The organism is Kocuria sp. CPCC 205297, assembly GCF_040981035.1.
Lineage (GTDB): Bacteria > Actinomycetota > Actinomycetes > Actinomycetales > Micrococcaceae > Kocuria > Kocuria marina.
This window is the reverse complement of sequence record NZ_JAVKPY010000004.1, coordinates 152049-178185: the sequence shown is the minus strand read 5'-3', so window position 1 is coordinate 178185 and position 26137 is coordinate 152049. Positions and strand designations below refer to the sequence as shown.

At 70.1% G+C, this 26137-nt stretch carries 27 protein-coding genes and 1 riboswitch; of the genes, 19 read left to right on the top strand and 8 right to left on the bottom strand.

Annotated elements, in window-relative coordinates; genetic code table 11:
- Positions 1 to 34 precede the first annotated feature (34 nt).
- From RF650_RS05140 to RF650_RS05120, 5 genes are all read left to right on the top strand, one after another.
- Entirely contained in the window at positions 35 to 886 is an 852-nt protein-coding gene (locus RF650_RS05140; RefSeq protein WP_368814266.1) for a DUF3492 domain-containing protein, read from the top strand.
- Positions 887 to 1759, top strand: coding sequence for a GT4 family glycosyltransferase PelF (pelF, locus tag RF650_RS05135; protein WP_368814265.1), 873 nt, complete (start codon positions 887 to 889; stop codon positions 1757 to 1759). It begins immediately after the preceding gene.
- Positions 1756 to 2820, top strand: coding sequence for a putative glycoside hydrolase (locus RF650_RS05130; protein WP_368814263.1), 1065 nt, complete (start codon positions 1756 to 1758; stop codon positions 2818 to 2820). Before pelF ends, RF650_RS05130 begins: the two co-directional genes overlap by 4 nt.
- A gap of 139 nt (positions 2821 to 2959) precedes the next feature.
- Positions 2960 to 3811: a PhzF family phenazine biosynthesis protein gene (locus tag RF650_RS05125; protein WP_368814261.1), complete on the top strand. Its 852-nt coding sequence runs from the start codon at positions 2960 to 2962 to the stop codon at positions 3809 to 3811.
- Positions 3784 to 4224 carry a thiol-disulfide oxidoreductase DCC family protein gene (locus RF650_RS05120; RefSeq protein ID WP_242670582.1) on the top strand — a complete coding sequence of 147 codons (441 nt, stop codon included), beginning with the start codon at positions 3784 to 3786 and terminating at the stop codon, positions 4222 to 4224. Before RF650_RS05125 ends, RF650_RS05120 begins: the two co-directional genes overlap by 28 nt.
- Before the next feature lie 173 nt (positions 4225 to 4397).
- On the opposite strand, the gene thiE is transcribed toward RF650_RS05120, so the two are convergent.
- Positions 4398 to 5060 carry a thiamine phosphate synthase gene (gene thiE / locus RF650_RS05115; protein ID WP_368814259.1) on the bottom strand — a complete coding sequence of 221 codons (663 nt, stop codon included), beginning with the start codon at positions 5058 to 5060 and terminating at the stop codon, positions 4398 to 4400.
- Between the two features lie 120 nt (positions 5061 to 5180).
- Positions 5181 to 5305, top strand: a riboswitch (TPP riboswitch).
- Between thiE and thiO the strand changes: the two genes are divergently transcribed.
- From thiO to moeB, 4 genes are all read left to right on the top strand, one after another.
- Entirely contained in the window at positions 5295 to 6581 is a 1287-nt protein-coding gene (gene thiO / locus RF650_RS05110; RefSeq protein ID WP_368814257.1) for a glycine oxidase ThiO, read from the top strand. Its footprint overlaps the riboswitch before it by 11 nt.
- Entirely contained in the window at positions 6578 to 6844 is a 267-nt protein-coding gene (thiS, locus tag RF650_RS05105) for a sulfur carrier protein ThiS (RefSeq protein WP_085106193.1), read from the top strand. The genes thiO and thiS overlap by 4 nt, the downstream gene beginning before the upstream one ends.
- A 2-nt stretch (positions 6845 to 6846) precedes the next feature.
- The gene (locus RF650_RS05100; protein WP_368814256.1) at positions 6847 to 7788 is read left to right on the top strand and encodes a thiazole synthase; all 942 of its coding nucleotides are present in this window, start codon (positions 6847 to 6849) and stop codon (positions 7786 to 7788) included.
- Positions 7785 to 8975, top strand: coding sequence for a molybdopterin-synthase adenylyltransferase MoeB (gene moeB / locus RF650_RS05095; protein ID WP_144997301.1), 1191 nt, complete (start codon positions 7785 to 7787; stop codon positions 8973 to 8975). The genes RF650_RS05100 and moeB overlap by 4 nt, the downstream gene beginning before the upstream one ends.
- 232 nt (positions 8976 to 9207) lie before the next feature.
- Here the strand turns inward: moeB and RF650_RS05090 are convergent, their stop codons facing one another.
- From RF650_RS05090 to RF650_RS05080, 3 genes are read right to left on the bottom strand one after another with little or no spacing between them, the layout of a single operon-like run.
- Positions 9208 to 9852, bottom strand: a complete 645-nt coding sequence (locus RF650_RS05090) for a lactate utilization protein C (RefSeq protein WP_368814255.1) — start codon at positions 9850 to 9852, stop codon at positions 9208 to 9210.
- On the bottom strand, positions 9849 to 11837 hold the full coding sequence (locus RF650_RS05085; RefSeq protein WP_368814254.1) for a LutB/LldF family L-lactate oxidation iron-sulfur protein: 1989 nt from the start codon (positions 11835 to 11837) through the stop codon (positions 9849 to 9851). Before RF650_RS05085 ends, RF650_RS05090 begins: the two co-directional genes overlap by 4 nt.
- Entirely contained in the window at positions 11834 to 12676 is an 843-nt protein-coding gene (locus RF650_RS05080; protein ID WP_239319266.1) for a (Fe-S)-binding protein, read from the bottom strand. Before RF650_RS05080 ends, RF650_RS05085 begins: the two co-directional genes overlap by 4 nt.
- A 308-nt stretch (positions 12677 to 12984) precedes the next feature.
- Between RF650_RS05080 and RF650_RS05075 the strand changes: the two genes are divergently transcribed.
- Entirely contained in the window at positions 12985 to 14655 is a 1671-nt protein-coding gene (locus RF650_RS05075) for an L-lactate permease (protein WP_368814252.1), read from the top strand.
- 174 nt (positions 14656 to 14829) lie between these two features.
- Positions 14830 to 15618 (top strand): FadR/GntR family transcriptional regulator, encoded by a 789-nt coding sequence (locus tag RF650_RS05070; protein ID WP_368814251.1) that lies wholly within the window; start codon positions 14830 to 14832, stop codon positions 15616 to 15618.
- Positions 15619 to 16101: 483 nt separating this feature from the next.
- Here the strand turns inward: RF650_RS05070 and RF650_RS05065 are convergent, their stop codons facing one another.
- The gene (locus RF650_RS05065; protein ID WP_035964139.1) at positions 16102 to 16848 is read right to left on the bottom strand and encodes a response regulator transcription factor; all 747 of its coding nucleotides are present in this window, start codon (positions 16846 to 16848) and stop codon (positions 16102 to 16104) included.
- Positions 16849 to 16870: 22 nt separating this feature from the next.
- Between RF650_RS05065 and RF650_RS05060 the strand changes: the two genes are divergently transcribed.
- The 3 genes from RF650_RS05060 to RF650_RS05050 are packed head-to-tail and all read left to right on the top strand — an operon-like array spanning position 16871 to position 18581.
- Positions 16871 to 17065 (top strand): hypothetical protein, encoded by a 195-nt coding sequence (locus RF650_RS05060; protein WP_064846363.1) that lies wholly within the window; start codon positions 16871 to 16873, stop codon positions 17063 to 17065.
- A gap of 50 nt (positions 17066 to 17115) precedes the next feature.
- Positions 17116 to 18246: a sensor histidine kinase gene (locus RF650_RS05055; protein WP_368814250.1), complete on the top strand. Its 1131-nt coding sequence runs from the start codon at positions 17116 to 17118 to the stop codon at positions 18244 to 18246.
- Positions 18243 to 18581 (top strand): MGMT family protein, encoded by a 339-nt coding sequence (locus RF650_RS05050; protein ID WP_368814248.1) that lies wholly within the window; start codon positions 18243 to 18245, stop codon positions 18579 to 18581. Before RF650_RS05055 ends, RF650_RS05050 begins: the two co-directional genes overlap by 4 nt.
- Before the next feature lie 96 nt (positions 18582 to 18677).
- On the opposite strand, the gene RF650_RS05045 is transcribed toward RF650_RS05050, so the two are convergent.
- Positions 18678 to 19649, bottom strand: a complete 972-nt coding sequence (locus RF650_RS05045) for a phosphoribosylaminoimidazolesuccinocarboxamide synthase (protein ID WP_085106185.1) — start codon at positions 19647 to 19649, stop codon at positions 18678 to 18680.
- Positions 19646 to 21013, bottom strand: a complete 1368-nt coding sequence (gene purD / locus RF650_RS05040) for a phosphoribosylamine--glycine ligase (protein ID WP_368814247.1) — start codon at positions 21011 to 21013, stop codon at positions 19646 to 19648. The genes RF650_RS05045 and purD overlap by 4 nt, the downstream gene beginning before the upstream one ends.
- A gap of 71 nt (positions 21014 to 21084) precedes the next feature.
- On the opposite strand from purD, the gene RF650_RS05035 reads away from it, so the two are divergent.
- From RF650_RS05035 to purM, 5 genes are all read left to right on the top strand, one after another.
- Positions 21085 to 22086 carry an asparaginase gene (locus tag RF650_RS05035; protein ID WP_368814246.1) on the top strand — a complete coding sequence of 334 codons (1002 nt, stop codon included), beginning with the start codon at positions 21085 to 21087 and terminating at the stop codon, positions 22084 to 22086.
- A 48-nt stretch (positions 22087 to 22134) separates the two neighbouring features.
- Positions 22135 to 22500, top strand: coding sequence for a sterol carrier family protein (locus RF650_RS05030; protein WP_064846357.1), 366 nt, complete (start codon positions 22135 to 22137; stop codon positions 22498 to 22500).
- Positions 22501 to 22571: 71 nt separating this feature from the next.
- A complete protein-coding gene (locus tag RF650_RS05025) occupies positions 22572 to 22913 on the top strand; it encodes a hypothetical protein (protein WP_318541161.1) in 342 nt (113 codons plus the stop codon).
- A 12-nt stretch (positions 22914 to 22925) separates the two neighbouring features.
- Entirely contained in the window at positions 22926 to 24467 is a 1542-nt protein-coding gene (gene purF, locus RF650_RS05020) for an amidophosphoribosyltransferase (RefSeq protein ID WP_239319289.1), read from the top strand.
- Entirely contained in the window at positions 24464 to 25624 is a 1161-nt protein-coding gene (gene purM, locus RF650_RS05015; RefSeq protein WP_368814245.1) for a phosphoribosylformylglycinamidine cyclo-ligase, read from the top strand. Before purF ends, purM begins: the two co-directional genes overlap by 4 nt.
- A gap of 120 nt (positions 25625 to 25744) precedes the next feature.
- Here purM and RF650_RS05010 read toward each other — a convergent pair whose 3' ends face one another.
- A complete protein-coding gene (locus RF650_RS05010) occupies positions 25745 to 25945 on the bottom strand; it encodes a DUF3073 domain-containing protein (RefSeq protein WP_064846353.1) in 201 nt (66 codons plus the stop codon).
- Positions 25946 to 26137: the final 192 nt, after the last annotated feature.

Here is a 26137-nt window from a genome sequence, read left to right as displayed (position 1 = left end):
CCCGGACCCTTTCATCCCGTGAGGAATAGTTGACATGTACCCTTTCACGCGCTCACACGCCAAGCACCGCGCCACCAAGTCCGTGGCCGTCGCGGAACCCACCCGTCTGTCCCCCGCCGCGCAACAGCGCCAGAAGCAGTACGAGGACGTGGACGTCGCCATCGTCATGGAATCCACCTACCCCTTCCTCAAGGGCGGGGTCTCGGCGGTCGTCCACGACATCGTCACGGGTAACCCCGACCTGAGCTACGGGATCATCCACATCTCCTGGGACTCCGAGGCACCCCAGGAGGACCTCTACTCCATGCCCGAGAACGTGAAATGGGTCCGCGTGGTCTACCTGAGCATGCAGGAGCACCGGGACGACTTCATGTCCGTGCGCCCCAAGGATCTGGGCATGACCGCTGAGCAGCGAACGGTGCTGTCCCACCGGATCTTCGACGCGATCTACGCCCTGGCCGGTACCCGGGACACCGAGCCACTGTGGGAGCTCATCGACGAGGGACTCAATGAACGTACCCGGCAGTACCCCCTGTGGGCCGTCCTGGGCTCTCGCGAGTTCCTGCATGCGCTGACGGAGCGGATGCCGCAGCTCGGGCTCTCCCTGTCCGAATCGTTCTGGTTGCTGCGCGGATTCTTCTCCCTGGCCCACGCGATCCTGGGCGAGACCATGCCCCGGGCCCGGGTGTACCACGCGCACACGACCGGCTACGCGTCCCTGCTGGGTGCCGCGGCCGCGCGCGATCACGGCACGTCGTTCCTGCTCACCGAGCACAACCTGTACGTGCGCGACACCGTGAACACCCTGCTCGACCGCAACATGGCGCTGTCGATCACGTCCGAGGACTACCGCACGTTCGACGTCAGTGCCGAGGACCGGGCGTGAATGGCGTGGTGGATCGAGATCGGGCACTTCTGCTACCCGAGCGCCGAGCTCGTAACCTACCTCTACCCCACGGCCATCACGGAGGCCGCGCGCCTGGGCGCGGACGTGGACAAGTCCGTGGTGCTGCCCAACGGCATGATCATCGAGGAGTTCGAGGAAAAATACCACGCCCGCCAAGCCGCGGTGGAGCGCATTGCGCAGTCCCCGGAGGAACACACCTGGCGACTCGTGTACATCGCCCGCGTGGTGCCCATCAAGGGACTCATGGATCTGCTCTCCAGCATGGACATCCTGCGGGATCGCGGGTACCCCAACATCCACCTGGACGTCCTGGGCCCCACCGAGCATGTGCCCGAGTACTACGAGGCGTGCCTCGAGAAGATCGAGGCCCTGGGCCTCCACGACCTCGTGACCATCCACGGGACCGTGAACGTACGGGACATGCTCGACCAGTTCGACCTGCTGGTGCTCCCGAGCTACAACGAGGGCCAGCCGATCGTGGTGCTCGAGGCCATGGCCGCGGGCATCCCCACGGTGGGTTCGGACGTGGGTGGCATGAGCCAGCTCGTGGGCGACGACCTGGTGACCCCCGACGGCCGTACGTGGGGACCGTGCGGTGAACTGCTCGCACCCGGTGACATCGTGGCCATGGAGGACAAGGTCCAGGCCGTGATCGGGAACGTGGATCGTTACCGCTCCTACAGCACCAACGCCCGCGGCCGCGTGGAGGACTTCTTCCAGCTCCACGAGGTCATGTCCTCCTACAACAAGATCTACCGGATGCTCGGCAACATGGGTGAGAAGCGCAACTTCGAGTACTCGGACCTGCGTCAACCGGCGCTCGAGGCGCCGTTGGCGGGCGCGGGCGAGTGAGCGGCGTCGGCGCCTGGATCCGGTACGGGGGCCCGATCAGCCCCGAGCAGCTCGACTTCGCCGCGCAGCACTACCGGGCGGCGATCCTGCAGCCGTGGGAGACGGCGGCGGCCGCGGACCTCAAGCGGCGCCGCCCGGACATGACGGTGCTGTGCTACAAGTGCCTGTCCTCGACCCGCAGTTACGAACCGGGCCCGATCCACAGTTCCGGGGTCTCGTACGCCGAGGCCCCGGACTGGTGGTTCGCACGGCGCCTGGACGGTGAACGCATCGAGTGGGCCCGCTACGGCGGACACTGGCAGATGACCGTGTGGTCGCCCGAGTACCGCGAGCGCTGGGTGCGCAACGTCGTCGCCGAGCTGCGGGATTCGCCGTTCGACGGCGTGATGGCGGACAACGACGTGTTCGACGACTACTACGGCCTGGACCTGCCCATCCGTCATGCCCGGACGATGGCGGATTTCCGCGACGGCGCTGGCGAATTGGTGCATGCCGCGGGCACGGCTCTGAACGAGGTCGGTAAGATTCTGGTCCCGAACATCGCGGAATCGCGGCGCGAGCCCGGCCGCTGGGCGAGTCACGCGGCCTACGGCGGCGGATTCGAGGAGGTGTGGCTGGGTTTCAGCCCGGTGGACCTGTTCGACCCGGAGACCACCGAGGCGCAGCTGCCCCAGGCGGACGGGCCGGGCATCAGCATCCTGCGGGTGCCCACGGACGGCGACGACGACCACCCCAATGTCGAGTACGGTCTGGCCGCGTTCTGGATCTTCGGGGCGGGCCGCGGCGCGTACTCGGCCACGGCGCACGACGACTACAGCCGCACCCAGCACACCGCGCAGCTCGACTGGGACCTCGGCGCGCCGGTGCAGGACCCCGTGCGCCGCGGTCACACGTGGTGGCGCGAGTTCACGCACGGCTGGGCCGCGGTGAACTTCAACGCCGACCGCCGACGACGCCGCCGCGTCCGGGTGCCGCGCGGCATGGTCGACGTCCGGGGTCGGGCGGCGGGGTCCCACCTGGTGCTGCAGCCCCGCCGCGGGGTAGTGCTGCGGCGGGGGTGAGCCCACCGGGGGTGCGGGGCATCGCGTGCCGGACGCCCGTCCGGCACGCGTGTGCGCCGGACATGTTGTCTCTGGCCGCGCCGTGTGAGGCCCGGGCGCGAGATGACACCCCGTCGGCGCATCGTGATGGAATCACCCCATGAGCCCAATACCTCGTCCGCGCCCGTTCACCCAGGTCGACGTCTTCTCCCGGGAGCCCTATCTGGGCAACCCGGTGGCGGTCGTCCTGGATGGCACCGATCTCACCGACGACGCCATGGCCCGCTTCGCGCGCTGGACCAACCTGTCCGAGACCACGTTCGTGCTCCCACCCACGGACCCGGACGCCGACTACCGGCTGCGCATCTGGACCCCGGACCGTGAGCTGCCGTTCGCCGGTCACCCCACCCTGGGCTCGGCCCACGCATGGCTCACCGCGGGCAACACCGCGCGTGCCAAGGACGTCATCGTCCAGGAATGCGCCGCGGGCCTCGTGCGGATCCGCCCGTCCGACGACGGCGCACTGACCTTCGAGGCCCCACCCACCGACCGCACGGGAGACCTGGGCCCGGAACTGCTCGGGGGCGTGACCGCGGCCCTGGGCCTGCGGGACGAGCAGGTCGTCGCCCATCAGTGGGTCGACAACGGCCCCGGCTGGGCCGCGCTGCTTCTGGCTGGCGCCAAGGACGTCCTGGCGATCGAGCCCGACCTTCCCGCTCTCCACGGCGCCAAGATCGGCGTGGTGGGTCCCCACCCGCAGAGCAGTCCGCACCAGTTCGAGGTCCGCGCCTTCGTGGGTGGGACCGGCGGGTACGAGGACCCCGTCACGGGAAGCCTCAACGCGAGCCTGGCCCAGTGGCTCATCCGTACGGGCCGGGCGCCCGCGAACTACATCGCCCGACAGGGCACCCTCATGGGACGCAGCGGCCTCGTGACCGTGACGTCGGACGGGGACCACGTGTTCGTGGGCGGACACTGCACCGCGTGCATCGACGGGACGGCGCTGCTGTGAACCCCCGGGGCACCGAGCAGGGCGCGTCCCTGCACCTGGTCTTCGACGGCAACTGCGGGTTCTGCACGCGCTGCGTGGGATGGGCCCGGACACTGGACCGCCATGACCGGATCGCCCTGCACGCCTACCAGGTCCCCGGCGTACTGGAGCGGTTCGGACTGACGAATGCGGAGGGCAACGCGTCGGTGTGGGCCGTCCTATCCCGTTCCGGTGAGCGATCCTCGGGGGCGCACGCGGTGGCCGTGACCCTGGACACCGCCCTGGGCATCCGGGTGTTCGAGCCGTTCTACCGGTTACCGCCCGTGCGGTGGGTCCAGGACCGCGTGTACCGGTGGGTGGCCGATCACCGGGGGAAGTTCCCCGGTGTCACCCCGTGGTGCCAGCAGCACCCCGGGCAGTGCGGGACCCCGTAACGGTTCCGCTCCGCGTACCGAGCGAGCCGTGCCACCCGCGCGACGGCAAGACACTGCGGCGCCATGACTCCATGACTCCGCCCCGACGCGCACCACCCCACCGAACACGTCGCTACCCGAGCGGTGCCATCCCACCGCGGCGCCTCCGCTCCACCGCGTTCAAAGATCGGGTCTCACCCGGGCAGCGTGTCCCGCAGCGCCCGCGCCGCCGCGGTGACGTCCTCCGCATCGGTCACGGCCCGCACGACCACGATGCGCGAGGCACCCGTGTCGAGCACGGACGGCAACCGCGCGGTGTCGACCCCGCCGATCGCGAAGAAGGGCTTGGCCCCCGCGTGCTGAGCGGCGTAGCGCGGCAGCTCGAGCCCCACGGCCGCGCGACCCGGCTTGGTGGGGGTCTCCCACACGGGCCCGGTGCAGAAGTAGTCGAGCCCGGCGTCGGCCACGGCGGCGTCCACCTGGGCCAGGGAGTGACAGGACCGCCCGATCACCACGTCGTCCCCCAGGACCCGCCGAGCCTGCGCGGTGGTGAGATCGCCCTGGCCCACGTGGAACACGTCCGCGCCGGTGAGCAGCGCGACGTCCGCACGATCGTTGACGGCGAAGAGTGCGCCGTGCTCACGGGCGACGTCGGCGAGTACCTCGATGGCCTCGATCTCCGCTGCAGCCTCGAGGGATTTGTCCCGCAACTGGATGATGTCCACCCCGCCCTCGTACGCGGCGTGCAGAAATTCGCGCAGGTCACCGCGCTCGTGGCGCGCCGTGACGCATACGTACAGTCGCGCGTTCTCGAGGGCGGCGCGGCGCCCGGTACCCGTCTGGCTCGTGTGTCCCATGCGGCCATCGTGGCACGAACCGCGCGCCCGCGGACACCTCGCCCGATCAGCCCGCCGCGAAGTCCCCCTGCGTTCCACAGCTAGGGGTGATTAGACTGGCAGGGCCGTTCGTCGCCGTTCGACGAACTCCACGGGAGCCCGCACACGTTGGCAACAACCACCGCAGCGGGCTGAGAGGGCGTGAGCCGCCGACCGGATCACCTGATGCGGATCATGCCGCCGGAGGGAGGAATAATGCCCGAGCACCTCGGTGACCACGTGGTCGTGGCCGGAGCTGGTCTCGTGGGCCTGGCCACGGCCTTCGAACTACGACGCCGCGGGGCCGCCGTGACCGTCGTCGATCCCCGCCCGGCGTGGGGCGCCACCCGCGCGGCCGCGGGCATGCTCGCACCGATCGCCGAGACCCAGTACGGCCAGGAACGCCTCTACCCCCTCATGCGGGCCTCCGCCGCGGAGTACCCGGACTTCGTGGAGCGCGTCACCGCGGCCACGGGCCTGCCCACGGGCTACCGCACCGAGGAGACGCTCGTGGTGGCCGCCGACGCCGCGGACGCCCAATCCCTCTCCGACCTCGCGTCACACCAGATCGCCTCCGGGATGGACGTGCAGGAGATCTCCACGCGGGAGGCCCGGCACCTGGAACCGGCTCTTGCGCCGCGGTTGAGCGGTGCGGTACGGATCGTCTCCGACCGCCAGGTGGACCCCCGGATGCTCGCGGCCGCCCTGGTGGAGACCCTGAACTGCCCGCAGCTGACCACCATCGGGGACGTCCCCGACGCCGGACCGGCGCAGTGGCTGACCTCCCGCGTGGACACCGTGCTGACCTCCCGCAGGGAACCCCGGCAGGCCACGGGCGTGCAGGTGGACTCCGGTGAGGTGATCCCCGCGGACGCCGTGGTCGTGGCCACCGGGCTGACCGCCAACACCATGGGCGGGCTGCCCGAGGGACTCGACCTCAGATTGCGCCCGGTGTTCGGGGACATCCTGCGGTTGCGGGTTCCCGAGACCGCCCTGGCCCCCGGGGAATCGCATTTGCTCACGCGCACGGTGCGCGCCCAGGTCCTGGGTCGACCCGTGTACATGGTCCCCCGCGAGGACCGGACCCTGGTGCTGGGCGCCACGAGCCGCGAGGACGGGCGCGAATCCGTGCTGGCCGGTGGCGTACACCAACTGCTGCGGGACGCGCGCGCCGTGGTCCCCGCGATCGACGACTGCGACGTCCTGGAGATGATGGCCCGCGCCCGCCCGGGAACCTCCGACGACCTGCCGTACGTGGGGAAGACCTCGGTGGCCGGGCTCGTGATCAGCACGGGTCACTTCCGTCACGGCATCCTGCTGACCCCCGTGGCGTCCCGGCTCGCGGCGGAGCTCGTGACCGGCGTCCTGGACCCGCTCGCGGACCACGGGTCCGACGCCGCGTTCCTCGCCGACACCGACCCGGCCCGGCACTCGAACCCCGCCCCCGAGGCCCCGTTCACCACACCCGAGAGCTATCCCCAGATGCATGGAGGACTCGAATGATCGCGCCCGAGACCACAGACAATTCCTCCACGGCCGTCGTGAACGGCTCCCCCGTGGCGGTGACCCCGGGGTTGACGGTCGCGAGCGCCGTCGTCGACCTCACGGGCCGCGAGATCACACCCGAGGGCACCGCCGCGGACGGCCATCCCCTGGGGATCGCCGTGGCGGTGGACGACGCCGTGATCCCCCGCTCCCTGTGGGCCACGACCCCCGTGGAAGCGGGTCAATCCGTGGAGATCGTCACCGCGGTGCAGGGAGGCTGAACGTGACCACGCACGAAACCCACCTGACCGTGGCCGGGGTGGAGCTCTCGTCCCGGCTGATCATGGGCACCGGGGGCCTCACCGATTTCGCGATGCTCGAACGGGCCCTGCTGGCCTCCGGGACGGAACTGACCACGGTGGCCCTGCGCCGCTTCGCGCCCGGCCCCGCCTCGCCAGCGGGCGCGCAAGCATCCGGCACGGCGAACCGGGCGAGCGGTCGCGCGGGAGGTGGCGCAGCGGCGTCGTCGACCGGGACACCGCAGGACAGCCTGTACGGGCTGCTGCGCCGCAACGACATCCGGGTGCTGCCCAACACTGCGGGGTGCTACACCGCGCGGGACGCTCTGCTGACCGCTGAACTGGGGCGCGAGGCGCTGGAGACGGACTGGGTCAAGCTCGAAATCATCGCGGACGAGGACACCCTGCTCCCGGACGGTGTGGAGCTGCTGGACGCGACCGAGAAACTCGCTCGGCGCGGTTTCATGGTCTTCGCGTACACGTCCGACGACCCCGTGCTCGCGCTGCGGCTCGAGGACGCCGGGGCCGTGGCCGTGATGCCCCTCGGTGCTCCCATCGGCACGGGTCTGGGGATCCTCAACCCGCACAACATCGAACTCATCGCGTCCCGCGCGTCCGTGCCCGTGGTGCTGGATGCCGGGATCGGCACGGCGTCCGAGGCGGCCCTGGCCATGGAACTCGGGTGCGACGCCGTCCTGCTCGCGTCCGCCGTGACCCGCGCGCAGGATCCCGTGGCCATGGCGAGTGCCATGAAGCACGCCGTGCTCGCGGGGCACCTGGCCCGCGGCGCGGGGCGGATCGCGCGGCGCACGCACGCCGTGGCGTCCTCGCCCATGGCCGGGCGCATCGACACCGCCGACGCGCCCCGCGGGGACTGGCCCGCGCCTTCATCCACCACCCCACAGCTGGAATCGCAGGTTTCATGAGCACCCCGCTACCACCCCTCGTGGCCCCCGCCTCCGATCTGAGTCGCGAGGAACTCGAACGCTATTCACGCCACCTCACGTTGCCGCAACTGGGCGAGGAGGGGCAGCGTCGGCTCAAGAACGCACGCGTCCTGGTGATCGGCGCGGGCGGGCTCGGCGCTCCCGCGCTGCAGTACCTCGCGGCCGCCGGGGTGGGGACCATCGGCGTGGTCGACGACGACGTCGTATCCGTGTCCAACCTGCAACGCCAGGTGGTCCATGGGATGGCCGACATCGGCCGGCCCAAGGTCGATTCCGCCGCGGATGCCGTGGCCCGGCTCAACCCCCTGGTCACCGTGCACCGCCATCCCGAGCGGCTGAGCACCGACAACGCCCTGGAGATCTTCTCCGGCTACGACCTGATCATGGACGGCGCGGACAACTTCGGCACACGCTTCCTGGTCTCGGACGCCGCCGAACTCACCGGCATCCCCGTGGTGTGGGGCTCCATCCTGCGTTTCGACGGCCAGGTCTCCGTGTTCTGGTCCGGTCACGGCCCCGTGTACCGCGACCTGTTCCCGGAAGCGCCCGCGCCGGGCCAGGTCCCCTCGTGCGCCGAGGGCGGTGTGCTGGGCATGCTCCCGGCCACGATCGGCTCGGTCATGGTCACCGAGGCGCTCAAACTCATCACGGGCATCGGCCGTCCCCTGCTCGGCAGGGTCCTCATCCACGACGCCCTGGCCCAGACGTGGCGCGAGCTCACGGTCCTGCCGGACCCGCACCGCCCACCCGTCACGGATCTCTCGCGGGTGGCGCTCGCGTGCGGTCTGCCCTCCGACGACGACGCCGCTCCCGCCCCCCACGAGACCGTCACCGCCCCGGAGCTGGCCGAGCTACTGACCGCCCGGTCCCTCGGGGAGACGTCCTTCACGCTCGTGGACGTGCGCGAGGACTGGGAGCGCAAACTCGTGGCCATCCCCGGATCCGTGCACGTGCCGCTGCAGGACGTCCTGGACCGGGGTGTCACGGCTCTTCCGGATGAGGCGGAGGGCACCGTGATCCTGCACTGCAAGGCCGGTGCCCGTTCCGCCCAGGCCCTCGCGGCACTGCGCAGGGACTACGCCCTGCGGGAGGACACCGTGAAGCACCTGGACGGCGGGGTGCTCGCGTGGATCGACCGGGTGGACCCGGCGCTGCCGCGCTACTGACTCGTTCGATCACAGCTCCTCCTCAAGGAGCGGTTTCCGCGCGTGTGTCACCATGAGGTCCAGCGGTTCGTGGTGGATAGCCGTTGGACTGACTGATCGCTTGTAGCGCGCGGCAGCTCCTCGTGAGCGATCGCTGCTGGTGAGCAACGTGTGAACGCGAAGGTCCCCGTCACCGCGGTAACGCGGGCGACGGGGACCTTTCTCGAAGTATGCGGGACAGGGCCGCGCGGCCTCAACCCAGCAGGATCACGTCCAGCGTGCGCGGACCGTGGACACCCTCCACGCGTTCGAGCTCGATGTCCGAGGTGGCCGAGGGCCCCGAGATCATGGTGGTGGGCGCAGTGGGCTCCACGCGGGCCATGGCCTCCGGGATGAGCTCCACCACGGAGTCCAGCGGCACGATGCAGATGTGGTGGTCCGGCACCAGGGTGATGGCGCGCCGACCCTCGTCCGGGCGCCCGGACAGGAAGATGGTGCCCGTCTGCGCGCACGAGACCGTGGAGGAGGTCACCACGGCGTCCACCTGGTTGAGGTCCCGCACGGTCAGCGCGGAGGCCTTGCGACCGTCATTGGGGTCCACGATGGCCCGGCGCGCGGCGGTCTCCTCAGGCAACCACGAGGTGTCGAGGCCCTCGGGGATCACGTAGCGCGCGGAGGTCCCAAGCTGGGTGGCGACGCGCTGCGCCACGGTCTGCGCGGTCTCCCTGTAGACGTTGGCCTTGTAATCCAGCAACCGGTCCTCGAGCATGTCGATGATCTCGTCCCGCCCGAGGCCCGAGGTGTGCCGGTAGTCGCGGGGCACGTGGGGTGCCCGCGGGTGGTCCGCGAGCGCACCGTTGAGCCGCTCGAGGATTTCGGTCTTGGCGTCGGCGCTCATGCCGGCTCTCCGTCCTGGTTCCCGCGGCCTGCGTGGCCGTTGCGGGGTGCGATGTTGTCCTCGTGGGGGTCGCCCGTGGCAGCACTGTACGCCCCGGCCACGGCATCCGCGCCGGCACCCGGGGTGGCGGCGTCCTGGCCGGTGCCGGCCGCGGTCTCCTCGGTCCGGGCTGCCTTGGACTCGCCGTGCGGGCCCTGGGGGGTTGCCACCTCGACGGACGACGCCGGGTGGTCCTCCGCGAGCCCCGCACCGGTGCGCTCGGTTCCCGGCGCTGCAGTGACGCCGTCGCGCTCGAGTCGTTCCCCGGTCTCCCCCTCGTGCTTCTTCCACCAGTTGCGGAAGGACTCCTTGGGGGGCTCGGGGATGTCGCGCTCGGCGGTCCAGCCGCCCACCATGCCGGGCAGCCAACCGATGGCGCGATCGCGGCCGGCGATTACACGGCCCATGGGTAGCCCGCGCTCCGCCAAGGACATCCGCTGACCAGAGGACATCACGAAGGAAGCGCCCTTCATCATGGCGTCCATCTGCGTGGGCACACCGCGGGAAGGCACGGCTCCTCGGATGCGGCGTCCTGCGCGACGCGCCCGAGAACCGAGCTCCTGGAGGGTGCCCTTCTGGGGGGCAGTGTCCTGCCCACCCCGGCCCTCGTCCGCGGTCAGGGACTTCTCCTCGCGCCAGTTGTCGTCCCCGCCCACCGCGGGGTCCTTGGAGACCGGTGCAGGGTGGGCGTGGTCCGGGCGTTTCCCGTGCTGGGCGCGGATGTCCTCGTCCCGCAGATGCACGAGGATCTCGGGGATGTTGATCTTCACGGGACACACCTGGTAGCACGCCCCGCACAGGGAGGACGCGTACGGCAGGGAGGCATTCTTCTCGGACGTGATGCCCGTGAGCTGCGGCGAGAGGATCGCCCCGATGGGACCGGGGTAGGTGGAGCCGTAGGAGTGCCCGCCCGCGTGCTCATACACGGGGCACACGTTCAGGCACGCGGAACACCGGATGCAGTGCAGTGCGGAGCGACCCTGCGGGTCCGCGAGCACCGCGGAGCGCCCGTTGTCCAGGAGCACCACGTGGAAGTTCTTGGGGCCGTCCCCGGGCGTCACGCCGGTCCACAGGGAGGTGTACGGGTTCATGCGTTCGCCAGTGGAGGAGCGCGGCAAGAGCTGGAAGAACACCTCGAGGTCCTGGTAGGTGGGCAACAGTTTCTCGATGCCCATCACGGTGATCAGGGTCTCGGGCAGGGTCAGGCACATGCGCCCGTTGCCCTCGGACTCCACCACGGACAGGGTGCCAGTCTCCGCGATGCCGAAGTTCGCGCCGCTGATGGCCACCTTGGAGGTGAGGAACTTCTCCCGCAGGTGCTGCCGCGCGGCCTCCGCGAGCACTCGGGGCTCGCTCGTGAGCTCCTCGGTGACGCCGGGCATCTCGCGGCTGAAGATCTCGCGGATCTCCTCGCGGTTCTTGTGGATCGCGGGCACCAGGATGTGGGAGGGCTTGTCCCGCCCCAGCTGCACGATGAGCTCGGCGAGGTCCGTCTCCGTGGCGGTGATCCCGTGCTCGGAGAGGTGCTCGTCCAGCCCGATCTCCTGGGTGGCCATGGACTTCACCTTGATCACGTCCGTGGTGTCCTGCTCCTGGACCAGACGGGTCACGATGGCGTTCGCCTCGTCCGCGTCCCGGGCCCAGTGGACGACGCCGCCGCGCGCCGTCACGTTCGCCTCGAACAGCTCGAGCAGCTCGGGCAGCTCCGCCATCACGGTCTCCTTGATGGCGGAGCCGGCGTCGCGCAGCTCGCTCCAGTCCGGGACTTCCCCCACCACGCCGGCGCGCTTGGCGCGGATGGTGTGGGTGGCGTGCCGGATGTTGGCGCGCATCTGCTTGTTCTGCAGCTCCTTCTTGGCGGCCTTGGGGAAGGCGACCTGCGCGTGCAGGTTGCCCTGCCCGTGCACGGGACGCACGGCGGGCATGCCGAGGGACGTGACGCTCATCGAGTTGCTCCTGCAGTGGTGGCCGGGCTCGCCGTGCGACGGCCGGGTTGGGAGATGGACAGTTCAACGGGGCCCTCTACCTGCAGCGGGTTGGCCCGGGTTGAGGCGAGGATTTCCGCGAAGTGGACGGTCTGGACGTCCACGTTCCGCTTGGACGCGGCTCCGCCCAGGTGCAGCAGGCACGAGGCATCCCCGCCGGTGCACAGCGAGGCGCCCGAGCTGCGGATGTTGTTGAGCTTGGCGTCCGCCATGGCACCGGAGACGTCCGGATTCTTGAAGGAGAACGTGCCGCCGAAGCCGCAGCACTCCTCGGCGTCGGGTAGCTCATGGAACTCGATGTCCGCTACGGAGCGCACGAGGTCCTTCTGGCGATCCCCGAGTCCCAGCAGGCGCATGCCGTGGCACGAGGGGTGGTAGGTCACCGGGTGCGGAAACCAGGAGCCGAGCTGCTCGGCGGCGTCCGTCACACCCAGCACGTCCACGAGCAGCTCGGAGAGCTCGTAGGTGTTCTTGGCCACCATGGCGGCATCCTCGGCCAGGGCGTCCTCGCCGCACTGGCGCGCAACCATCGGCTGCTGGTGCCCCAGGGAGGCCACACAGGAGCCGGAGGGGGCCACGGCGACGTCGTAGTCCACGCTGGTGAACGCGCGCACGTGGTTGCGGATCACCGGCACAGCGTCCTGGAAGTACCCGCTGTTGACGTGCATCTGGGAACAGCAGCCCTGCCCCTGGGGAAACACGACCTCGTGTCCCAGCCGCTCGAGGATCCGCACGGTGGCCAGCGCCACCTTGGGATACATGGCATCCACAATGCATGTGGCGAAGAGCGCGATTTTCATGTGTGTGGTCTCCTAACCGTCTGCCCTGGTCCATACTCTGCGGTCATACCAGGCTACGCCCGTGAGCCCGGTCACAACAACGTACGGCGTGGCATGGGACAGGCATGAAAGGCCGCGCGCGGGCTCCCCACGGCGGGGCGCGAGGTGTTCACCATGTGACCTGCATCATGTACGCTGTGCGGTAGGACCAATGTGGTCTGACCACTCATCGTACGACTTGCCCGGACGTGGTGCACACCGCCCCGCCGAGACCACACTCTCGATCCGGGAACCACGGTTCCGATCCGGCCCCACCCCTTGGAGAACGCGTGAATACCTTTACCGCCGCGACCGACGCCGTGGGAGGCAGCGTCGGGCTGTCCGCCCTGGTCGGCTGCCTGCCCCTGCTGACCTTCTTCGTGATGCTGCTGGCCTTCAAGGCCAGCGCCTACGTAGCGGGTCTCACGTCCCTCGCCGTGGCCCTGCTGGTGGCCACCCTGGGCTTCGGCATGCCAGCGCACCTCGCCGCACTGACCGCCACCCAGGGCGCCGTCTACGGACTGTTCCCGATCGTGTGGATCGTGGTCATGGCCCTGTGGTTCTACCAGGTGACCGTGCTCTCCGGGCGTTTCGAGGACCTGCGCACCATCTTCGACACCATCGGGGGCGGTGACCTGCGCATCCAGGCCATGCTCATCGCGTTCTGCTTCGGCGGTCTGCTCGAGGCTCTCGCAGGCTTCGGCGCCCCCGTGGCGATCACCGCCACGATGATCCTGGCCCTTGGGCTCAAGCCTCTCAAGACGGCCACGCTGGTGCTGATCGCCAACACCGCCCCCGTGGCTTTCGGCGCGATCGCGATCCCCATCACCACCGCGGGCACACTCACGGACCTCGACCCGGCCCACATCGGTGCCGTGGTGGGTCACCAGGCCCCGTTCTTCGCGTTCGTGGTCCCCTTCTTCCTGCTGCTGATCGTCGACGGCGCCCGCGGTCTCAAGCAGGCCTGGCCCGCCGCCCTCGTGGTGGGCGGCAGCTTCGCGATCGCCCAGTGGTGGTGCGCCACGCACTTCTCGTACGAGCTCACCGACGTGGTGGCGTCCCTCGCCGGGCTCGCCGGTGTGGTGATCCTCATGCGCTTCTGGCGTCCCAAGGGCGCCGAGGCCGTGCGCGCGGACCTGGGCGTCTCCCGCCCGGAGGATGCTGCGGTGCTCACGGCCGGGCGCGTGTGGATGGCAGTGCTGCCCTACCTGCTGGTGGTGGCCGTCTTCGGCGTCGCCAAGCTCTGGACCGCCGGGGTCAATGTGCCCAAGGCGCTGGCGTCCACGGACGTCAAGATCCCGTGGCCCGGCCTGAACGGGCACCTGCTCAATGCCAAGGGCGAAGCCATCTCGGGCACGGTCTACTCTTTCCAGTGGCTCTCCAGCCCCGGCACGCTGCTGCTCATCACCGGCCTGCTGGTGGCCGTGATCTACGCCCTGTTCAACCACCACGGGATGTTCCGACTCTCGATCGCGGATGCCCTTGCCGAAATCGGACGCAGCTTCTGGAAGATGCGTTTCTCCGCCCTGACCATCATGTCCGTGCTGGCACTGGCCTACGTGATGAACTTCTCCGGCCAGACCCTGGCGATCGGCACGTTCGTGGCCGGTCTTGGCGCGGCGTTCGCGTTCTTCTCCCCCGTGCTGGGCTGGGTGGGCACCGCGGTCACCGGTTCGGACACGTCCGCCAACGCACTGTTCGCCAACCTGCAGAAGACCGCGGCCCTGGGGTCTGGGCTGGACCCGTACCTGATGACCGCCGCGAACACGTCCGGCGGTGTGGTGGGCAAGATGATCTCGCCGCAGTCACTGGCCATCGCCTCCTCAGCGGTGGGCATGCAGGGCAAGGAGTCTCAGATCTTCCGCTCCGTGGTCCCGTGGTCCCTGGGCATGCTGCTGGTGCTGTGCTTCCTGGTGTTCCTGCAGTCCAACGTGCTCGCATGGATGCTGCCCGCCGCCTGAGCACTCCTGAGATACCAGACCGTCCGGGCGCCGCGGAGCTGCGGGCACCCCGGGGACGCCGAGCACCATGGGGCTCAGCACGCCATGGCACCCGCAACCCTGTGGGCACAGTGAGGAGCCCGGTCCGGCGGCACCTCGCCGCAACGGACCACGGACCCGCCCCGAGAGGAATCAATGAGCACCACCCCCGCCTACACCTTCGTGCTGGACTGGCTCGAACACCAGTTGCGCACGGGCGGGCTGCACGTGGGCGACAAGCTCCCCGCCGAACGCGCGCTCGCCGAGGACTTCGGCATCTCCCGGGCGTCGGTACGGGAGGCCGTGCGGATCCTCGCGGCCATGGGGCTCGTACGGACGGCCACGGGCTCGGGCCCGCAGTCCGGGGCCTCCGTTATCTCGGACCCCTCCGCGGCGCTCGGCTGGGCCCTGCGGATGCACATTGCCACCCGTTCCTTGCCGGTCGCGGACGTGGTGGGCACACGCGTGCTGCTGGAGAGCCACGCGAGTCTTGAGGCGGCGTCGTCGACCGATCCGCACCGGGACGAGATCCTTGCGCAGGCCGGCGAACTGCTCGACCGCATGGACGACCCCGAGGTGAGCGACGCCGAGTTCCACGCGCTGGACGCGCAGTTCCACGTGCGCCTCGCATCCCTGAGCGGGAATGTGGTGCTCGAGACGATCATGGCGTCCCTGCGCGAGGCCACGATCGGGTACGTCCAGGAGACGGTCGCGAAGGTCACGGGCTGGCCGGAGATCCGCGCGCACCTGCAGCAACAGCACCGCGCGATCCTGAGCGCGACCACCGAACGCGACGGCGCCCTGACCGCGCGCCTGCTGCGCGAGCACATCATGTGGTTCTACGGCTTCGTGCCGGACGCGACCGGCACGGCCGACCAGGACCGAGCCAACCACGACCGCGCCGCGCACGACCTCGCCGAACAGGACCGGGCCCGGCAGGACTGAGCTGAGCGGGACTGAGCCGGGTAGAAACCGAGCCGAACGGGGCTGAACGGCCCGGCAGCGAACGGTCCCGAGACCGGCCACGTCCGGCCCGGGCGTCGGATCGATGAAGGGGCGCCGTTGACCCGCCCGTCGGAAACTCCCCGGCACTCCCCTGACAAAGGAAAAACCCCGGCGCCTCCTGGCCTGGAGGCGCCGGGGTCAGGCTTGCATCCGCCCTGGCCCGCTGACGCGACGGAGGACCTCGGAACTGCACGCGAGGTGATCCAGGCCTCGCGGAGCTCTGTCACAAGGGGGAACGAGGACCCCCGTCGCGAGTTCAGCGGTCCGCTCCTACTCGGGGCCGTACGCCGTACACTCGCTCGACCCCCGTGGAGCGGTGGACATCTCCTCCGATGTCCACCACTAACTGTGCCGTACCGGGGACCCGCGCCACCATGGCCATTCGGCCAGTCTTCGAGCGTGAACCTGAAGGTAACCTGGGAATCAGGTCAGGCGGGGGTACCGCTCGTCGTCCAGCTCGGGATGCACGAGGCCCCACTGGATGCCCGAGATCAGCACCTGGACCCGATCCCGCACCGCGAGTTTCTCGCACAGATGGGACACGTAGGCCTTCACACTGCCGTGCGAGACGGACATGCGCTCGGCGATCTCATTGTTGTTGAGCCCCTTGGCGATCCACTCGAGCGTTTCGAGTTCGCGCGGCGAGAGCTTGGGCGCGTCCGGGTGGGGTCCCCGGGGTGCGGGTTCGACGGCGCCGGCCGCCGCAGCGCGCAGGTGACCGCGGCGCACGGAGGGCACCGGGACGTCCCCCAACACGTTGTTGGCCAGCGAGCTGGCCACGGACGGGGACAGCGCGAGTTCGTCCTCGCGGATCAGGCTTACGGCGGAGACGATCTCGTCGTGCCGGGCGTCCTTGACGAGGTACCCGGAGGCCCCCGCGCGCAGAGCGGGGACCACGTACTCGAGGGTCGAGAACGTGGTCAGCGCGAGCACCTTGGTCTCCGGGCAGCGCTGCACGATCTCCCCGGTGGCCTCGATCCCGTCCATCCCCGGCATACGGATGTCCATGAGCACCACGTCAGGGCGCAGTTCCAGGCACGTGGCCACGGCCTCCGCGCCGTCCGAGGCCTCCCCCGCGACCTCGAAACCCGGCTCCGCGCGGAACAGGTTTGCGAGGGCGTCACGCATGAGCGGATGATCGTCCACCAAGAGAAGCCTGCACAAATCCATGGCCTGATCATAAACTGAGCGCATGACTGAGCACTCGTCCCCCGTGACCACCACCACTTCGACCCGCACACGCTGGGTGCGCACCGCCACCGCGGCCCTGCTGAGCGGAGCCCTCATCCTCAGCGCGGCGCCGGCGCACGCCGCGTCCCCCACGGTCCCGCGCGGCCCCACGAACGTGATCTGCCACTACTGGCCCGTTCTCTGCCCCAACCGGTGATCCCGGGGGGTACTGCTATCGGGGTGGACCCCGCCCCTCGATCCGGCGGTATGCCGAGCTGGCTGCGTGTCGTCGTGGTGCTCTTCGCCGCGGTGGCACTGCTCGACGACCTGCGGTCCATGCCGTGGTCGTTCATGCCCCCGGCACCCGCCGTGCTCTCGAGCAGTTTCCTGGTCCTGAGCTACGGGGCCGTGGCGCTGCTCGCATGGTCGCCCCTCGCGAGCGCCGTGGCCATCACGCTGTCGTACGTGTTGGCCACGGTCTTGCACGACTACGCCCTGGCCCTGTTGTGCGGGTGCGTCGTGATGGTCGCGGTGCTCGCGATGCTCTCCCGCGGGACTGCGGTGGCCCACCTGGCGGTCACCGCCACGTGGATGGTCGTGTCCGCGGGGGTGCTGCGCAATTCCGATTTCGTGTGGACCGTGGGTATCCCCCTGGGTGTGTCCGCGCTGATCGGTGCGGCCGTGCGGTTCTTCATGACCCAGTACCGGCTCAACACCCGCCGCCTCGCGGTTCTAGAGGTCACCCACCAGCGGCTGCGGGAGCAGGAACGGCTCGCCCTGGCCCGGGACCTGCACGACGTGGTCGCGCACGAACTGACCCTCGTGACCATGCAGGCTGCGGGGTCCCACCGGCAGCAGGACCCCGGGGAACTGCACCGCACGATCGACATGATGGACTCCGCCGCCCGCTCCGGGCTGCATGAGCTGCGCACGCTGCTGCATATCCTGCGGGACTCCCCCAGCGCCCCGGACGAGCGGGACAGCAGTTCCGGGCTCACCACGGGGTCCCTGTACGGCGTGGCCCGGGCACTCGCGGCGAGCCTCGAACGCGCCGCACTCGTGCCGGAGCTCGAACTGGGTGACGGCCTGGACGAGATCCCCACGTCCATCCGCGGCACCGCGGCCCGGGTGCTGCAGGAGGCCTCGACCAACATGATCAAGTACGCGCCCACGGGTTCCCGGTGCGCCCTGCGGGTGTTCGTCCGGGACGGCGCCGTGCACGTCCACGCCGAGAACCAGATCCGCCGGGGTGCCAGCACCGACTCCGGGCGCAGGGAACTGACCTCCGCGTTCGGGCTGCGCGGCATCCAGGAACGGGTCGCCCTGCTCAACGGTCAGGTGCAGTACGGTCCGCGCAATGCCGTGTGGCACCTGGACGTGCGGATCCCGGTCGCGTGAGTGACACCCCGGACGCCCCGAGGACCGGGACGGACGCGGTCGAGGCCGTGCGCAGCGTCGTCGTCGCGATCCCACCGGGCGCGGTGCTCAGCTACGGGGACGTGGCGGAACTCGCGTGGTTGAGCACCCCGCGGCTCGCGGCGCGGATCATGGCCATGGGCCTGGCCGGGACGGACGTCCCGTGGTGGCGTGTGGTGCGCGCGGACGGCACGCTGCCCGACCACCTGCAGATCACTGCGCGGGAACACTACGAACGCGAAGGCACGCCCCTGCGCGAGACCGACGCCCATTGGGTCCGCGTGGATATGCGCACCGGGCGCTGGGACGGCCGGTGAGCACCGGCGCGTGAGCGCGCCGAGGCATCAGTCTCGACGAAGTAGGACCCGCGCTGCCGCCGGCCTAGCGCCGGGCAGGATCCGTACTGGGCCGGATCAGTACTCGGGCGGGCCGGCGACCTCGAAGAACGGGCCGCGGGCGTCGAACACCCGGCCGGTGAGCCGCTCGTACGCCTCCACGTAGCGCTCGCGCGTCTTGGCCACGACCTCCTCGGGCAGCTCGGGCACGGGGCCCTGGCCGTCCCACCCGGAGGCGTCCGAGCGCAACCAGTCCCGCACGTACTGTTTGTCGAAGGACGGTTGCGGGCGGCCCGGCTTGTAGGTCTCCAGGTCCCAGAACCGTGAGGAATCAGGGGTGAGCACCTCGTCCCCCAGGGTGATGGCCCCGCGGTAGGAGTCCAGGCCGAACTCCACCTTGGTGTCCGCCACGATGATCCCCCGCTCCCGGGCGATCCGCTCGGCGCTCGAGTAGATCTTCAGGGACAGCTCCCGCAACCGGTCCGCCACGGAATTGCCCACCACGTTCGCCATTTCCTGATAGGTGATGGGCTCGTCGTGCTCCCCCAGTTCGGCCTTGCCCGTGGGTGTGAAGATGGGCTGCTCCAGCCGGTCGCCGTCCTCGAGGCCCTCCGGCAGCTCGATCCCGCACACCGACCCGGTGGCGCGGTAGTCCTTGAGCCCGGAGCCGGTGAGATACCCGCGCACGATGTTCTCCACGGGAAACATGGACAGGTTCTTGCACACGACCGCGCGCCCGCGCACGGACTCGTGAACGTCCGTGGTCAGGATGTGGTTCGCGATCCCGTCCAACTGCTGGAACCACCACAGGGACAACTGGGTGAGGATGACGCCCTTGTCCGGGATGGTGGTGGGCAGCACCTGGTCGAACGCGGAGATCCGGTCGCTCGCGACCACGAGCACGGCACCGGCGCGGTACTCGGCGTCGTCGTGGATCGCCACACCCGTGGCGCTGAGGCGGGACTCGTCCGGGACGTAGAGTTCCCGGACCTTGCCGGAGTAGACGTGCTTCCAGCCCGGGATCTCGAGGGGTGTGCCGTGCTCGCTCATGCCTGCTCCTCTGCTGTGGTCGCGGTGGGCGCCCCGGTGCGACCCGGCGTCCCGCCCGGGGCGTCCGTGGTGCCGGGACCCGGTTGGCCCCCGGGGACCGTGATCCGTCCCTCGGACGCGACCAGCGCGATGTCGGTGCGGTAGTGCGATCCGGGAAGGGTGATGCGCTCCATCCCACGATAGCCACGCTCGCGTGCTTCCCGCAGGTCCGCCCCGCGGGAGACGACGGCGAGCACGCGCCCGCCCGCCGAGACGATCTCCCCGGCGCCGTTGCGGTCTGTGCCGGCGTGGATGACCCACGTGTCCGGGTCCTGGGCGGCCTCGGCCAGCCCCGTGATCACGTCCCCCTTGCGCGGGGTGCCCGGGTAGTTGTGAGCCGCGAGCACGATGGTCACGGACGCGCCGGGGGCCCACTGGAGCTCCCCGCGCTCGGACAACCGGCCCTGCGCGGCGTCGAGCAGCAGTTCGCCCAGCGGGGTTTCGAGCACCGCCAGGACGGACTGGGTCTCGGGATCGCCGAAGCGCGCGTTGAACTCGATGACCTGGATGCCGCGCTCGGTCACGGCGAGACCGCAGTAGAGCACCCCCACGAAGGGGGTGCCGCGGCGTCGCAGTTCGTCGATCACGGGGCGGGCCACGCGGCGCACGACCTCGTCCGTGAACCCCTCGGGCAGCCACTCGAGCGGCGTGTAGGCGCCCATGCCACCCGTGTTGGGGCCCTGGTCACCGTCGCGAACGCGCTTGAAGTCCTGGGCCGGTTGCAGTGGGACCACGTTCTCGCCGTCGCTGAGCACGAACAGGGACACTTCCGGGCCGTCCAGGAACTCCTCGACGACCACGGCACCCCCCGCGTCCAGGCATTCGCGCGCGTGGGCCTCGGCACGGTCCCGGTCCGGCGTGACCACCACGCCCTTGCCCGCAGCCAACCCGTCATCCTTAACCACGTAGGGCGCACCAAAACGCTCGAAGGCCGCCCGCACGTCCGCGAGATCCGTCGTGGCCACCGATCGCGCAGTGGGGACACCCGCCGCCGCCATGATCTCCTTGGCGAACGCCTTGGAGCCCTCGATCCGCGCGGCCTGTGCGGACGGACCGAACACGGGGATGCCCGCACGAGTGAGGGCGTCTGCGACACCGGCGACGAGCGGTGCCTCCGGTCCCACGACCACGAGGTCCGCGCCCAACTCCCGAGCCAGCGCGACCACGGCCTCCGGGTCCTGCGCGTTGAGGGGATGCACCGGGACGTCCTGGGCGATCCCCTGGTTACCAGGTGCGCTGTGCACCTCGCTGACGTGCGGGTCCCGTAACAGGGACGTAATCATCGCGTGTTCGCGGCCCCCTGGGCCCACCACCAAAACCTTCACGCGCTCAGCGTATCGGCCACAGCCCCCGCCCGGGCAACGATTGCGCGGGCCACGCTGCCATACTGGAAGGTATGCAGACCTTCAGCTCGGACCAGGCCGTGGAACTCGCCGTGGTGCAACGCAGCGGCTTCGTGGAGTCCCGGCACAGCGGATCCGCCGTGGTGCTGGCACCTGACGGATCCGTGGCGTTCTCCGTGGGCGCTCCGGACGAGGCGATCTTCCCGCGCTCGGCCCTCAAGCCGTTCCAGGCGATCGCCGCGATGAAGGCCGGGGCCCCGCTGCGCGGCGAGCAGGTGGCGATCGCGGCGGCGTCGCACACCGCCACGTTCGACCACCTGGACGCGGTCAACTCGATCCTCAAGGCGGCCGAGCTGGACCCCGAGGCGCTGCAGTGCCCGCCGGACTGGCCCCAGGACGAGGACACGCGCGCGTGGTTGATCCGCACCGAACGCGGCCGCAACCGCATGTGCATGAACTGTTCGGGCAAGCACGCGGCGTTCCTGCTCGCGTGCGTGACCAACGGGTGGCCCATCGACTCCTACCTGAATCCCGAGCACCCGCTGCAGCAGCTCGTGATCGAGACCATCGAGGAGTTCTCCGGCGAGCGCGCCCAGCACGTGGGCGTGGACGGCTGCGGTGCACCGCTCACGGCGATCACCCTCACCGGCCTCGCCCGCATGTACTCCACGCTGGGGCGCGCCGCACGCAACGTGGAGGCTGACGCCCGCGCCGCGACCGTGGCCACGTCCATGCTCGACTACCCCGAGTACGTCCAGGGCCCGGGGCGTTCGAACACCGTGATCATGGAGGAGCTGGACGTGATCACCAAGCTCGGCGCGGAGGGCGTGCTGGGGCTGGGCACCCGTTCCGGGTGGTCCGTGGCCATCAAGATGCTGGACGGTTCCTCGCGCGCCAACTCACTCGTGGGCCTCACGCTGCTCGCGCACGCGGGTGCCGTTTCCCGGGCCGACGCCGATCGCGTCCTCGAACGTGTCACGCACCCGATCACCGGGGCTGGGCGGCCCGTGGGTGCCATCGAGCTCGCCGAGCCGCTGCGGGAACTCCTGGGCTGACCGGCCCCCCGATCCTCAATCCGAGATCCACGATCCCAGAGGTGGGCCATGACGATCCGACGCAAGGTCGACCCGGCGGACGGCAGCCTCGCGCTCGCGCGCTGGCGCCGATCCCCTGACGAGGCCGACCGCCGCACCACGGCCACCGCGGTGCGCTACTGCCTCGAGGAACTCGCGAGTCGCGCGGAGGGCAATTCCGTGGAGGTGCGCGTGCCGCCCTTCGGCGTGACCCAGTGCGTCCCCGGTCCGCGCCACACGCGCGGCACCCCACCCAACGTGGTGGAGACCGACGCCACCACGTGGCTCGCGCTCGCGACCGGACGCGCACGGTGGACCGACAGCGTCCGCGAGGGCAGCGTCGCGGCGTCCGGGACGCGCACCGACCTCAGCGCGTGGCTCCCGCTGTTCGGCTGAGGCACCACCCACGCCCCACCGACGACATCGCGTGGCCCGCGCACGCCCGGATGCGCGATAACCTGGAAACCATGAGTTCCGCCGATCCCGAGACGCCCGCGCCCGCCCCGCAGCCCGGTTCCGCCACCGAACGGATGACGGTGCGCCGCGCCCCCAACATGATCGCGTTCCTCATCACGGGCGCGGCCGTCGGGGCCATCGCGGGACTGCTCGTGGGTGCGCTGGGCCCCGGATCGCTCGCCTACACCCGCGGGGCCATCATCGGGTTCTTCCTCATGACGTTCCTGATCGTGGGTGCGACCGTAGGCGCCGTGGTGGCACTCGTCCTGGACCGGATCTCCCTCAAACGCTCCCGGCACGTGACCGCGGAGGTCCAGAATCTTCACGGGGCGGACGAGCGCCCCGGCACATGAGACACTGTCTGCGTGGTTCGAGCTGACGGAAAACTCTCTCACGACCTCTTGCCCGGAGAAAAAGGCCCCCAGGACGCGTGCGGCGTGTTCGGCGTGTGGGCCCCGGGCGAGGACGTCGCCAAATTGACGTACTACGGCCTGTACGCGCTGCAGCACCGCGGGCAGGAGTCCGCGGGCATCGCGACGTCCGACGGGGAACGGATCTCGGTCTACAAGGACATGGGGCTCGTGTCCCAGGTCTTCGACGAGACCACGCTCAACACTCTCAAGGGGTACCTGGCCGTGGGACATGCGCGCTACTCCACCACGGGTGCGTCCCACTGGGCCAATGCCCAGCCCACCCTGGGTGCCACCCCGCACGGCACGCTCGCGCTCGCGCACAACGGCAACCTGACCAATTCCGCCGAGCTCTACGACCTGCTGCTCGACAAGTCCGGGTTCCCGTCCCGCGGTGAGATCGCCCGGGGCAACACCACGGACACCGCGTTGATCACCGCGCTGCTCGCGGAGCACCCCCTGAACTCGCTCGAGGAGGCGGCCATGATGCTGCTGCCCCGGCTGGTGGGGTCCTTCTGTCTCACGTTCATGGACGAGGCCACACTCTACGCCGCGCGCGATCCCCTGGGCGTGCGTCCCCTCGTGCTGGGCCGACTGGAACGCGGCTGGGTCGTGGCCTCCGAGACCGCTGCGCTGGACATCGTAGGCGCCTCCTTCGTGCGCGAGGTGGAACCCGGTGAGTTCATCGCGATCGACGAGAACGGCCTGCGTTCGCGCCGTTTCGCGGAGGCGAAGCCCGCGGGGTGCGTGTTCGAGTACGTGTACCTGGCCCGCCCCGACACCACGATCGCCGGGCGCTCCGTGTACGAGTCCCGCGTGGAGATGGGCCGACAACTCGCGCGCGAGCACGCCGTGAACGCGGACCTCGTGATGCCCACCCCCGAGTCCGGGACCCCCGCCGCGATCGGATACGCGGAGGCCTCGGGCATCCCGTTCGGACACGGGCTCGTGAAGAACTCCTACGTGGGCCGCACGTTCATCGAGCCCTCGGACACCATCCGTCAGCTCGGGATCCGGCTCAAGCTCAACCCCCTGCGTTCGATCGTGGCGGGCAAGCGCCTGGTGGTCGTGGACGACTCGATCGTGCGCGGCAACACCCAGCGGGCCCTCGTGCGCATGCTGCGTGAAGCGGGGGCGGCGGAGATCCACGTGCGGATCTCCTCCCCGCCCATCAAGTGGCCGTGCTTCTACGGCATCGACTTCGCGTCCCCCGCGGAGCTGATCGCCAACGGGCTCGCCGTGGAGGACGTCCGCGCCTCCCTGGGCGCCGATTCCCTGGGGTACATCTCCGAGGAGGGGATGATCGAGGCCACCGCCCGCCCCCGTCCCACCCTGTGCACCGCGTGCTTCTCGGGTGATTACCCCACGGCCCTGCCCAAGGCGGACCGGCTCGGCAAGTCCGTGCTGGAATCCCCCGGGGCCCACGCGGAACCCTCCGAGGACCTCGTGGACCCAGCACCGCGCACCGACACCGCCCACGAGGAGACCACCGCATGAGCCAGTCCCGAGCCCACGGCACGGAAGCCGTCACCTACGCGAGCGCGGGGGTGGACGTCGAGGCCGGGGACCGCGCCGTCGAACTCATGAAGTCCGCCGTGAAGGCGACCCACACGTCCGGCGTGGTGGGCGGCGTGGGCGGCTTCGCCGGGCTCTTCGACGTCTCCGAGCTCACCGGCTACCGCAAGCCCTACCTGGCCACGTCCACGGACGGCGTGGGCACCAAGGTCGCGATCGCCCAGTCCCTGGACGTCCACGACACCATCGGGTGGGACCTCGTGGGCATGGTCGTGGACGACATCGTGGTCGTGGGCGCCAAGCCGCTGTTCATGACCGACTACATCGCGACCGGCAAGGTGGTCCCGGAACGCATCGCGGACATCGTGCGGGGCATCGCCGCGGCGTGCGAGGCCGCGGGCACCGCCCTCGTGGGCGGAGAGACCGCCGAGCACCCCGGGCTGCTGGGCGTGGACGAGTACGACGTCGCCGGTGCGGCCACCGGCGTGATCGAGGCGGACGAACTGCTCGGCCCGCAGCGCGTGCGTGACGGGGACGTCGTGATCGGCATGGCGTCCTCCGGGCTGCACTCCAACGGGTACTCCTTGGTGCGCCGGGTCATCAACGTGGCCGGTTGGCAGCTGGACCGCCAGGTCAGCGAACTGGGCCGGACCCTGGGCGAGGAACTGCTCGAACCCACGCGCGTCTACGCGGCGGACGTCCTGGACCTCGCGGGGGCGTTCCCCGTGAACGGTCCGGACGGCACCACGGGCCACGGCGTGCGCGGCTTCTCCCACGTGACCGGCGGTGGTCTCGCGGCCAACCTGGCGCGTGTTCTGCCCGCGGACCTGCAGGCCACGGTGGAGCGCTCCACGTGGTCCCTGCCGCCCGTGTTCCAGCTCGTGGCGCAGCTCGGTCAGGTGCCCCTGGCGGACCTCGAGCGCACGCTCAACCTGGGCGTGGGCATGGTCGCGATCGTGGACCCCGCCGTGGCCGACGCCGCCGTGGCCCATCTCACCGAACGCGGGCTGCCGTCCTGGATCATGGGCCGCGTGGGTCCCGTGGACCCGGATGCCTCCCGCCACGGCAGTGACTGGGTGCAAGGCGCCAAGGGCGTGGCCGGCGGCGGCGTGCTCATGACAGGTGACTACGCCCTCTGAACGCGCACCGAGCGCCCGCGACGCGACGGGCACGCAAGGAACCGCCCACACGCTCGTGTGGGCGGTTCCTTGCTCTGCTGGTCACGATGACGACGCCGCCGCGGTGGCGCGGCGAGCGGATCAGTCGTAGTCCGAGTACTTCTCCGCGTAGGTCGAGTAGTCGTCCTCATCCTCGGGACGTTCCTCGTGATCCATGGCTCGGGAGGACGGTTTGCTGCTGCGCAACTCCCGCTGCAACGCCGAATAGTCGGTCTGCGGGCTGAAGTACTTCATCTCCCGCGCCTGTCGTGTCGCCTTCGCCTTTTGACGGCCGCGCCCCATGGCGTGACCCCCTCTGCGTCTCGTGTCCGATCGGCGGTACCGTGTTGAGCACACAGTACGGCCCCGGAGTGTCTTGTCAGTTTTTCGTGTGTCCAGGGTACATGTTTTGTACGCTTCTCGCGCACCCGCACCCCGTGCGTCCACCCCGGGCGAATCCCGGGCCCTCACGGCGTCGTTCGAGGAAACTCGCGG